This is a genomic window from Campylobacter canis (assembly GCF_045504005.1).
Taxonomy (GTDB): domain Bacteria; phylum Campylobacterota; class Campylobacteria; order Campylobacterales; family Campylobacteraceae; genus Campylobacter_A; species Campylobacter_A canis.
Genome location: NZ_JBJJXH010000019.1, coordinates 1 through 9096, shown reverse-complemented (window position 1 = coordinate 9096; position 9096 = coordinate 1). Strand labels below are relative to the sequence as shown.

Annotated in this window: 14 protein-coding genes; 2 read left to right on the top strand and 12 right to left on the bottom strand. The window is 32.5% G+C overall.

The annotated features are described in order from the left end of the window. The 3 genes from ACHJH3_RS11170 to ACHJH3_RS11160 form a co-directional block, all read right to left on the bottom strand. Window positions 1–183, bottom strand: a 183-nt coding sequence (locus ACHJH3_RS11170; protein WP_407064879.1) for a hypothetical protein, incomplete at its 3' end; no start/stop codon positions are given. 197 nt (window positions 184–380) lie between these two features. Next, window positions 381–737 carry a type II toxin-antitoxin system HicB family antitoxin gene (locus tag ACHJH3_RS11165; RefSeq protein WP_407064878.1) on the bottom strand — a complete coding sequence of 119 codons (357 nt, stop codon included), beginning with the start codon at window positions 735–737 and terminating at the stop codon, window positions 381–383. Window positions 738–835: 98 nt separating this feature from the next. Beyond that, a complete protein-coding gene (locus tag ACHJH3_RS11160) occupies window positions 836–1045 on the bottom strand; it encodes a type II toxin-antitoxin system HicA family toxin (protein ID WP_407064880.1) in 210 nt (69 codons plus the stop codon). Between the two features lie 418 nt (window positions 1046–1463). Here ACHJH3_RS11160 and ACHJH3_RS11155 point away from each other — a divergent pair, with 418 nt between their 5' ends. After that, window positions 1464–1979: a hypothetical protein gene (locus tag ACHJH3_RS11155; protein ID WP_407064877.1), complete on the top strand. Its 516-nt coding sequence runs from the start codon at window positions 1464–1466 to the stop codon at window positions 1977–1979. A 32-nt stretch (window positions 1980–2011) separates the two neighbouring features. On the opposite strand, the gene ACHJH3_RS11150 is transcribed toward ACHJH3_RS11155, so the two are convergent. The 5 genes from ACHJH3_RS11150 to ACHJH3_RS11130 form a co-directional block, all read right to left on the bottom strand. Further along, window positions 2012–2371, bottom strand: coding sequence for a hypothetical protein (locus ACHJH3_RS11150; protein ID WP_407064876.1), 360 nt, complete (start codon window positions 2369–2371; stop codon window positions 2012–2014). A gap of 12 nt (window positions 2372–2383) precedes the next feature. Then, window positions 2384–2506, bottom strand: coding sequence for a hypothetical protein (locus ACHJH3_RS11145; RefSeq protein ID WP_407064875.1), 123 nt, complete (start codon window positions 2504–2506; stop codon window positions 2384–2386). A 394-nt stretch (window positions 2507–2900) separates the two neighbouring features. Continuing rightward, on the bottom strand, window positions 2901–3890 hold the full coding sequence (locus ACHJH3_RS11140) for a replication initiation protein (RefSeq protein ID WP_407064874.1): 990 nt from the start codon (window positions 3888–3890) through the stop codon (window positions 2901–2903). A 392-nt stretch (window positions 3891–4282) separates the two neighbouring features. Then, entirely contained in the window at window positions 4283–5191 is a 909-nt protein-coding gene (locus tag ACHJH3_RS11135) for a site-specific integrase (RefSeq protein ID WP_407064873.1), read from the bottom strand. Next, on the bottom strand, window positions 5163–5603 hold the full coding sequence (locus ACHJH3_RS11130) for a hypothetical protein (protein ID WP_407064872.1): 441 nt from the start codon (window positions 5601–5603) through the stop codon (window positions 5163–5165). Before ACHJH3_RS11130 ends, ACHJH3_RS11135 begins: the two co-directional genes overlap by 29 nt. 793 nt (window positions 5604–6396) lie before the next feature. Between ACHJH3_RS11130 and ACHJH3_RS11125 the strand changes: the two genes are divergently transcribed. Then, the gene (locus tag ACHJH3_RS11125; protein WP_173032057.1) at window positions 6397–6654 is read left to right on the top strand and encodes a hypothetical protein; all 258 of its coding nucleotides are present in this window, start codon (window positions 6397–6399) and stop codon (window positions 6652–6654) included. Between the two features lie 163 nt (window positions 6655–6817). Here the strand turns inward: ACHJH3_RS11125 and ACHJH3_RS11120 are convergent, their stop codons facing one another. The 4 genes from ACHJH3_RS11120 to ACHJH3_RS11105 all read right to left on the bottom strand — a co-directional run bounded on the left by ACHJH3_RS11120 (window position 6818) and on the right by ACHJH3_RS11105 (window position 8591). Then, a complete protein-coding gene (locus ACHJH3_RS11120; protein WP_407064871.1) occupies window positions 6818–7081 on the bottom strand; it encodes a hypothetical protein in 264 nt (87 codons plus the stop codon). Between the two features lie 22 nt (window positions 7082–7103). After that, window positions 7104–7376 carry a hypothetical protein gene (locus tag ACHJH3_RS11115; RefSeq protein WP_407064870.1) on the bottom strand — a complete coding sequence of 91 codons (273 nt, stop codon included), beginning with the start codon at window positions 7374–7376 and terminating at the stop codon, window positions 7104–7106. Further along, window positions 7376–7939 (bottom strand): P-loop NTPase family protein, encoded by a 564-nt coding sequence (locus ACHJH3_RS11110; RefSeq protein ID WP_173032054.1) that lies wholly within the window; start codon window positions 7937–7939, stop codon window positions 7376–7378. The genes ACHJH3_RS11115 and ACHJH3_RS11110 overlap by 1 nt, the downstream gene beginning before the upstream one ends. A 394-nt stretch (window positions 7940–8333) precedes the next feature. Beyond that, window positions 8334–8591, bottom strand: coding sequence for a hypothetical protein (locus ACHJH3_RS11105; protein ID WP_407064869.1), 258 nt, complete (start codon window positions 8589–8591; stop codon window positions 8334–8336). Window positions 8592–9096: the final 505 nt, after the last annotated feature.

Sequence of the window (9096 nt, the reverse complement as noted above, 5' to 3'; positions counted from 1 at the left end):
AGTGATTTTAGCAATAGTTCCGCATTTTAGTGAGTACGTTTTTTGTCCTAAAAGTGCGTCTATTGCGGAGTTTGATTGATATTTGTTCCGCATTTTAGTGAGTTGCCGGATCAGGCTAATTTTTACCCTTGATTTGCTATCTTTTCCGGTTAAATTTGAAGAAATAAATTGTCGACTAGTCACTAAAAACCTAACGAATATTGCCTTTTTATGGGCATTTTCACTCCGGTTAGGTTTTTAAGGAGCAACCGGCTCATCTACTCATCAAAAACCTAACGGACTATAGTTTTTTCCGCATTTTGAGGAGTGATTTTAGCAATAGTTCCGCATTTTAGTGAGTACGTTTTTTGTCCTAAAAGTGCGTCTATTGCGGAGTTTGATTATAAAGCTATCTTGTTTTCTATAGCATACTTCGCAGCCTTACTTAAAAAGACTGATCTGTTGTTTGTTAACTCGCTAATAGATTTTAGTAGCTTTTCCGGAAGGATTACATTAACTCTTACTTTCTTTTCAACCGGTGCCGGCTCCTTAATCTCTTCTCCTTCTGCTATTAATACATCAAGTAAACAAGAAAAAGCTTCTTTTAGATCCTCAATAGCTTCTATTTCATTATCCCCGCATCCTGTAATTTTAGGATATTCTTTGTAGTAAGCTACAAACTCACCATCTTCTTTGTTGATTATCATGCCATAGTTTAAATTTAAGTAGTATTCTTTGTTTTTGCTTTGTGGTTTCATTATTATCTCCTAGGTTCCTCTAAGGTTGTCCTTTTATAAAAGCTCTATGAACTCTTATAAAAAGATAGTCTTAGACCATCTTTATTCTGACGCTAATCTTAATCTATAGACTCTTCTTCGTATAGTTCTAAAACTTTCTTGATATAGTGTTTCTTTATGGGTTTAGCAAATGGAATGTTGACATGATCATAGCCTGGTTTTCTAAAGATCATGTGAGAACCTTTTGCGTTATTGCTAAGTTCGTAACCTAAATAAACTAATATATCCTGTACTTCATTAAAACTGATACTTGTAGGAGATCTTCGCATCTTGTCTATTATCTTATGAATTTTATTACTCATAAAAACCTTTGTTTTTTATATTATTATAATAATATATACACACTTAATAAAATGTTAAATTATATAATGTGTATTAGTATATAGATATATTTTGTATTGAAAATTCTACTTTTCATTGCATATTGTGTAAGAGTTCGATTTTAACGTAGTTTGTGAATTTAGAGATTTGCCGGTTTAAGGTTGGGAAGCTTAAAATGAGTGATTTGGTTTAAGAAAAGCTCTAAAAATATAAGATTTGATTGATTTCTTAAATTCTTAACATAAATGTTTATATGTTATTACAACTGTCAAATATGTATATAAAAGCTTATAATTTTGATTATTAAGATAGAAATTGTTAAAATTATTCAAGTTTTAAAAATTATTACAAAACAAGGAGTTAGGTTTGAAAAATACAATTAAATCGTTTATGGTTTTATGTTTGTTATTGCCATTAAGTTTACTCGCAGACAATTGCAAAAAGCATTCTCCAGAATTATATGTAGACAAACAGGATATTATACAAAATAGAATGTTTTACTTTCACGAAGAATGTAAAAACAAAAAAGATCAAGTAGCATGCGAATGTTTCGATAATACTTTCAGCGAGATAGAAAAAAGATGTAATGCTGGCGAAGCCAAAAGCTGCTACAATCTTTATCTCGTTAATCTTTCTAATGAAAATAAACTAGATTTTTTAAAATATGCAAAAAAAGCTTGCGATTCCGAGATTAATCCTGAAAATATTGAAAGTGCCATAGAAGCATGCGGAGCAGTTGCAACGGTATACTTGTTAAAATATAGATCAGAAATTGTTATAGAGCTAAAAAACAAATATAAAGATACTACTATACAATACCTAGATAAGCTTTGTAAAATAACGAAAAAAGACTGTGACGAAATGAAAAAGAATCTTTTTTAGTGTGCTAAAATAGCACACTAAACTTTGTTTATTTAATTAAATACTTTTATGCCAGCAACTGCACCTTCTATTCTTTGTGCGTATTGATTTTTAAGGGCAAAATAGCATCCTATAAATCCTTTTTTAGCTCCCTGTAGTTCTCCTTCAAATTCAGCTACTGCTTCTAAAATATCATGGGCTTCTAATAAGAGATCGGCACTTGCCCATAATACCGGAAGTATGCTTACTAAATATTCGAAAGAACTACTTATTATTTCTGAGCATGTTGAGACTTGAATAATAAAGTCATGAAGTTCTATTTCAACCTTCTCGTTTATTTTTTCAGGAGGTATGCTAATTCCCAATAAGTCTCTTATCATATTTGAATATAGTTCTTGTTTTTCATTATTCATTTTTTACCCTTTTTATTTTTTATTATTTGTTTGATTTATAGTGCTGGTATTTCCATGCCCAACACTAAATAAAGCGCTGCAACCTGTTACGATCACTGCTAGTGCAACTAAAAATGCTATAATTGTTTTGTTCATTTAACAACTCCTTTTGTTTGGTGTAATTCGGACAAAGGGGGTTCTTAATACTTCAATTATTTGTAATTCGAAAAATTAAAGACTACACGCCTTAAACTAAAACCAAATTTTAGACATAATTATCCCTTTGTGTGAGATAGATTTACATCTAAAAATACCTGTAAAAATATTACGATTTTGATAAAATCTGCTCTAGTCCCATAAAATAGGACTTAGAATATATTGAATGTGTTAAGTAGCCGTTAAATCCGAATTACAGGGGAATTATAACAACTTTTCACTTAAAATTTAATATGAATTAGCTTACATGAATTTGAATTTTAAATATTACTAATTTTATATTTTTGTTTGTCTTGTCTTATAAGTTTTACTGAATATTGAAAAGTAGCAGATTTTAAAATAATCCGCTCACATCTCTATCTTTTTTCTTATATTTTTCAGGGTTTGATTTCATCTCTGCTTTAAGCTCTTTGGCTTCTCTTAAGGCTCTATCTAAATGCCCTAAGCTGTCAAAATCTGCTCTTGCTTTTTGATCATCTCTAGGGTCAATAAATATAGCTTCTATTCTGTTCTTTTCTTCGTTGATTTGCAGGTATTCGATTTTAAACAACGCTCCGAAGTATGAGAATTCTTTGCCTTTATATTTGTTTAGCTCTTTAGCTTCTATAGCTTGAGCTGTTTGAGCTACTAGGCGTTCTTTAAAATCAAACCTTAGAGTGATTTCTATTGCTTTTTTTCGTATCTTTTTTGTGATCTCATAATATGCTTGGATATCACTCTTGTCATTGATTTCTTTTAGGCTTGGTTCTAATACTTTTATCCTGAAATTATCAAACCTGCTTAAAGTTTTTGGTAGTTGTAATAGTTCATAAAGCTCTTCTAATACAAATACTCGTTTTTTATTTCTTTGATGTTGCGTTTGTATTAGAAATTGATAAAATCTTGTAGTATATTTTCCACTAAATTTTATAGCTTGCTCAATATTATATGCTGTAAATTGTTCTCTTAAATTTAAAAGATATGGGGTAAGAGTAGGGCTTATTTCAAATTCAAAACGTGCTTGAGCATTGTAATATTTAAAAGCTGAAAACCAATTGCAGGCAGTCCATCCATCCTTTTCTTTTATAAAAAGCGGCTTTTTTAATATGTCTATAGCTAAATTTTTTAGTCTGCTTCCTTTTAGCTCAACACCTAGTTTTTGCTCTAGCTCTGAAATTTTGCAAGAGTATCTAAAGAATTTCTCATCAGCTGTTTTGATTTGCGCTATTGCTAAAAGAATTAGTTTCTGCTGAGTTTCCGTAAGCTCATATTTGCTGTTTATCATTGAATTTGATTGAACTACAACAGATCTATTTGATAAGGTTTTAGTTATCTCACTACTCATTTTTACCCCACGGACAAAAAGTTGGAATATGAAATTATACTACAAAATAACAACTTTTAATAATATAGTTGTTATTCACGGACAAAAAGTTGGAATATGATAAAAATTCACGGACAAAAAGTTGTTATTCACGGACAAAAAGTTGGAATATGATATTCAGAACCCCCTATTTTAGGGCTTTAAACCCTCTTAAAAATTTAAGAAAAATTTCTTTATAGAAAACCTTTTAACAAGCAAAAAATTTCCGTTATTTGCTCAATTTCTATATATTAGGAACCGGGGCGTTTGTACGGCTTTGTGCTTACGCACTGCAGCCCGCCCCCTTACCCCCTCTTTACGCCTTGTATTGTCGCTACGCTCCACAAGGCTATCATCTTTTAGCGAGGATGTGTTTAAGATTTTAGGTAGTGGAGTGTTATTTCATCCCTACTATGACCCATTTCAATAGATACTTGAGCTCTAGCTTCTAGATTTGTATAACCTTCTTGTTTTAACTCTTCATAACGGTTTTGAGCAAAGGAATAACGTAATCCATGAGATCCCTTATGGGCTCCGGCTTGTTTTAGTTGAGTGCGGTAATCTGAATAATTAGCTTTAAAACCGCTTTTCTTTGCTTCTGTTGCACGATTGATGATCGATGAAGGCAAAACCCTTGTCGTGTAGTTTAAGCCGTTTTTAGATCCTTCTACGGTTATTGTATTATCGTTATTTATAACCCACTTATCGGAATTTATCGCGTCGTCCGCTCTTAATCCCGCCTCAATTTGTAAGTCAAAACTCAACAAATACGGCGTTACCTGCATATATTCGCGCATGTTTTGTATCTCTTTTGCAGAGTAGCTTCTATCATGGCGGTTTTTCTTTAAATTTATGCCTTCATTTTTCAATTCGCTTCGCAAATCGGTTATACGGGCTCGATCTATATTTTCTATCCCAAGCCCATTAAAGCCGTCCGATATTTTTGCCATTGTGGAAATATAGGTATTTAATGTTCCTCCTGATACCTGGGTTGCTTTAAATTTCAAAAATTCTCTAACGGTGTCGCTATTTATACGGGAATATATCTTTTTTCCGTAGTTTTCTTGAAGGTATTGGACGTATTGAGTTGCTACGGTTCGAGCGTTTTGTATAGATTTTATGCTGTGTGCTTGAGTACTTATATTGTGCCCGTTTTGCCCTTTGATGGTGCTTGCTGCGCGGCTGGCTGATTTTGAAACTCCGATTCCGTCGAGTTTTTGCATGAGCCGGGAAATAATGAATTTCCCGGAGCTTCTACTGTTTATTTGCGATGTTTTGTTCATTTGCTCTCCTTTTGAGAAATCTTGCGATCGTTTGATCTGATATTTTGATCCCGGTTTGAGCCTGAAGCAGCCTACAAATCTGCAAATAACTGTGCCCCTGTTCGCGCCAGACGACAATTTGCTCTGAAAAATCCTTGTAATTTGGCTTTTTCTTTCGAATTTTTCGTATAGATTTTTCTACAACTGCCTCTTGGCTGCGTTTATCTTGTCGATGATTCCGAAAAAATGTTCGGATCGAATCGATTTGTTTATTTCGGCGATTGTTTTTTGGATTATTTATTTTTTTCACTTCCTCAAAAAAATCTCCGATAGTTTTGGATATTTGTTCGAAAGAATTTGATCTTTCAATCTTTTCGGACAAGAGCCTAAATGCTCCTATCAACTCATTCTTTACAGCATAAAATTTAGCCATTTTGATGACTCCTTGAAAAAAAATGATACATATCAAATTTTGATAACACCATATCAAACATGCGCCGCCGAATGCTATCAGCTATGATTGATGCATAGCTTGACAATGCCGATAGAAACGGGGTTGCCCCGTAAAGAAGCGTTGGCTTCTTGACGGGGTGTTGATAGATGCTATTAAATTTCATACCTATAGGTTTTAGCAAAAAAATTTTCATTAGATTTTTGTGTTTTTTGATGCTTGCTTATACATATTTTTTTGCTATAACTAGTTATATTTTCTAATTTTTTAAAGGTGTAAAAATGGATAACGGATTTCTAAATTCGTGGTTATTTTTTATAAGAGAGCTTTTTGATTTTTCAAATTTTTCGGCATAGGTTTTTTCTGAAACAGCAAAGACTGTTTCCGCTCTCCTGCCGTATTCCTTTTTGCCGATCCTTGGACGGGGTCTGATAAAAATAGTCCAATTCTAGAGAGGGTTAAGCTTTTTCCTTTGTGATGATTTGATTCACCAAAAGCGTTCTGTTTTAACATCAATTGCAAAAACGAGTTTGAAAAGGGCGAGGGGCACTCCGTTAGCCTAAAAAGCGTTGTGAGCCAGTGCCGGCGTCAACTGCTTGCTAGAACTTTTTTGTTTTTGTAGGTATCTCTTACTTTTTTTAAAAAAGATCGCCGCCTTTTAGGGGCTTTTATTTTGCAAATTTATAGTATTTTTTTATTTTACTCTTATTGGTTTTTCTATTGCTATTTCAAAAAATATCGATTAAAATTAAAAGAAAAAACCAAGGAGCTTCCATTGGAAAATAACTCAAAAATTATAGATACGATTGCTAAACAAATTGAAATCATAAAAATTAAAATTTTAATTTTTGTAGCCGGTTTTGGTGGAGCTTGGGTGTTTATTACTGCTAATTATTCAAAAATAGATTTTTTGGTTATAATTTCCATTGCATTCTTAATGTTGTTTGGTGTCGGCATAGCGACAAATTTAACTAGATTATCAGGGCTCTATAAAGAGCTTGAAAAGATAAAGGATTCAAATGGAAGTAATTAGTGCGGTGCTAGTAGTAGCTTCTTTAATCAGTTTTGCTATAGGCTATTTTTGGGTCAAAAGCGGTAAAAAGATACCTGATTTCTTTTAAAATTTTCTCTCTTTTACAAAGTTAAGTTTTTATCTGTTTAATTCTTTTGCTTAAAAAGCAGCCATATACTTAGCTTTATTCTCTGTAACCTCGTTTGGCTAGCTGTTGCGAAAATTCGTTTTCCGTATAAAATTTGAGCTCGCCTTTGTCTAGCTTTTCAACAGTTCGTTTTAGCTTTATTGTATCGGCTTGGCTTATCTCGCCTTGGAGTGCTTCGACCATATCTCCATCAAGCTCTATTATGTTAATTTTTTCACCAAATAGCTGTTTCATAGCGTTTATAATATCACTGCTGATAGTAAAACCGTCTTTAGCTTGAAGTATAATCGCATTTGTCATTTTGACTCCTTTATCTAGTGTCTTATACCGCACCCTTATTAATAGACTCCATTTTTTCTCTAATAATAGACCTTAGATATTGTGTTCTATTTGTTCTAGTTAAATAGCCCATTTCATCTAAAAAGGCTAGTTCATCGCTGGATAAAAACATGGTAGTTCTTTTATTAGCCGGGTTTGCGCTTTTTGGTCTGCCGCCCGGCTTTTTTATCTCTTGTGCTTTGTCTTGTTCTTTGAAGCTTGCGGTAGATAGTTCCTCTATTTCGTTACTAGATAAGTCTAATTCTAATTTAGCCATTATTTATTGTCCTTAATGTAGTTAATTATTTTTTGATACATGTCTATAAAAGATTGATACTGTCTTTTTGCTAGATTGTTTTCATTGTATAACTCAATAAAACTTAATCCGTTTGTCATTGCATTTTCAAATATTCTAGAGTTTTTTAAAACAAAGAATTTTGTACAAACTATATTGACGGCTTTAATTGTAGCTACTGTTTCATCTAGCTCTTTTTGAGAAGAGATATTTGTTATAACGCCTATAGTTTTACGACCAAGAGGTTTAATTTGAGATAAGGTGTTTGCTGCTCTTTTTATTGAGTTTGGATTAGGAGTAATTGGAACTATAATAAAATCACATTGTTTTAAAATTTCAAGTACTCCAGCCGAAGCAAAACCACCAAAATCATACACTGTGTCTTCTTCAAAAACACATCTATCTAGTATCTTACCTTTTGGATAAAATTGTGGTACTACCGAATCATCGTTGCTTTGCCATTTTAGATTGAGATCTTTTGCGATACTAAAGCTAAGTGGAGTTTTGCCTACGCCGCCTTTTAATTGCAAAACTGCTAAAGTCATATCTTGCCTTTTGGTATGTTATATATGTTAAAAACATATTATATCACATATATGTTAATAACATATAATATGTTATTAACATATCAAGTCATTTTATTTGGAAGTGTTTTTCTTGTTCCGTTAGGTTTTTGAGGAGTTTTATTGCTTTGGTTAGGTTTTTCATGAGTGAATTTTAGCTTCTGTTAGGTTTTTAAGGAGCAGTTTTTTATTTCGTTAGGTTTTCAAGGAGTAAGCAGTTTAACTACTCATCAAAAACCTAACGGATTTAGTCTCTTGGTTAGGTTTTTAGGGAGTTTTATTGATTTGGTTAGGTTTTTAAGGAGTAAAAACTCCACCTGCTCACTAAAAACCTAACCAAATCAATAAAAAAGATTTCTAAAATGTTGAGATTGGGCTATTTTCGCTTATGCCAACCGGTTCCAAGTTTTTCAAATCCGCTCATATCACCTGCATAGTATGATTTTATATCATTATCCATATTGAGTTTAATGCTGTTATAATCGGTATCTTCCTCATAGTTTTCTAAAATATTATCAATACTCTTATTGTCCTTGAGTGTGATAATTGCATTCGGATCAATTTTTAAAAATAGGTCTTTAAAAGTTTCTATTATGCTTGGGTCTAAATTGCTCTGTATCTGTAAGCTTATCATATCTAGCTCCTTGTATTTTATAGATTATAGCATTTTGATTTATTTTCTTCGTTAGGTTTTTAAGGAGCAGTTTCTTATTTTATTAGGTTTTTTAGGGAATGTTTTAGATTGCTAGTTATATTATTTTTCCGCATTTTGAGGAGTGATTTTAGCAATAGTTCCGCATTTTAGTGAGTACGTTTTTTGTCCTAAAAGTGCGTCTATTGCGGAGTTTGATTGATATTTGTTCCGCATTTTAGTGAGTTGCCGGATCAGGCTAATTTTTACCCTTGATTTGCTATCTTTTCCGGTTAAATTTGAAGAAATAAATTGTCGACTAGTCACTAAAAACCTAACGAATATTGCCTTTTTATGGGCATTTTCACTCCGGTTAGGTTTTTAAGGAGCAACCGGCTCATCTACTCATCAAAAACCTAACGGACTATAGTTTTTTCCGCATTTTGAGGAGTGATTTTAGCAATAGTTCCGCATTTTAGTGAGTACGTTTTTTGTCCTAAAAGTGCGT

What these genes read in the sequence shown, in the direction of transcription:
- ACHJH3_RS11165 (WP_407064878.1), bottom strand. Translation starts at nt 737, where the DNA reads ATGAAACCACAAAGCAAAAACAAAGAATACTACTTAAATTTAAACTAT.
- ACHJH3_RS11160 (WP_407064880.1), bottom strand. Translation starts at nt 1,045, where the DNA reads ATGCGAAGATCTCCTACAAGTATCAGTTTTAATGAAGTACAGGATATA.
- ACHJH3_RS11150 (WP_407064876.1), bottom strand. Translation starts at nt 2,371, where the DNA reads ATGAATAATGAAAAACAAGAACTATATTCAAATATGATAAGAGACTTA.
- ACHJH3_RS11145 (WP_407064875.1), bottom strand. Translation starts at nt 2,506, where the DNA reads ATGAACAAAACAATTATAGCATTTTTAGTTGCACTAGCAGTGATCGTA.
- ACHJH3_RS11140 (WP_407064874.1), bottom strand. Translation starts at nt 3,890, where the DNA reads ATGAGTAGTGAGATAACTAAAACCTTATCAAATAGATCTGTTGTAGTT.
- ACHJH3_RS11135 (WP_407064873.1), bottom strand. Translation starts at nt 5,191, where the DNA reads ATGAACAAAACATCGCAAATAAACAGTAGAAGCTCCGGGAAATTCATT.
- ACHJH3_RS11130 (WP_407064872.1), bottom strand. Translation starts at nt 5,603, where the DNA reads ATGGCTAAATTTTATGCTGTAAAGAATGAGTTGATAGGAGCATTTAGG.
- ACHJH3_RS11120 (WP_407064871.1), bottom strand. Translation starts at nt 7,081, where the DNA reads ATGACAAATGCGATTATACTTCAAGCTAAAGACGGTTTTACTATCAGC.
- ACHJH3_RS11115 (WP_407064870.1), bottom strand. Translation starts at nt 7,376, where the DNA reads ATGGCTAAATTAGAATTAGACTTATCTAGTAACGAAATAGAGGAACTA.
- ACHJH3_RS11110 (WP_173032054.1), bottom strand. Translation starts at nt 7,939, where the DNA reads ATGACTTTAGCAGTTTTGCAATTAAAAGGCGGCGTAGGCAAAACTCCA.
- ACHJH3_RS11105 (WP_407064869.1), bottom strand. Translation starts at nt 8,591, where the DNA reads ATGATAAGCTTACAGATACAGAGCAATTTAGACCCAAGCATAATAGAA.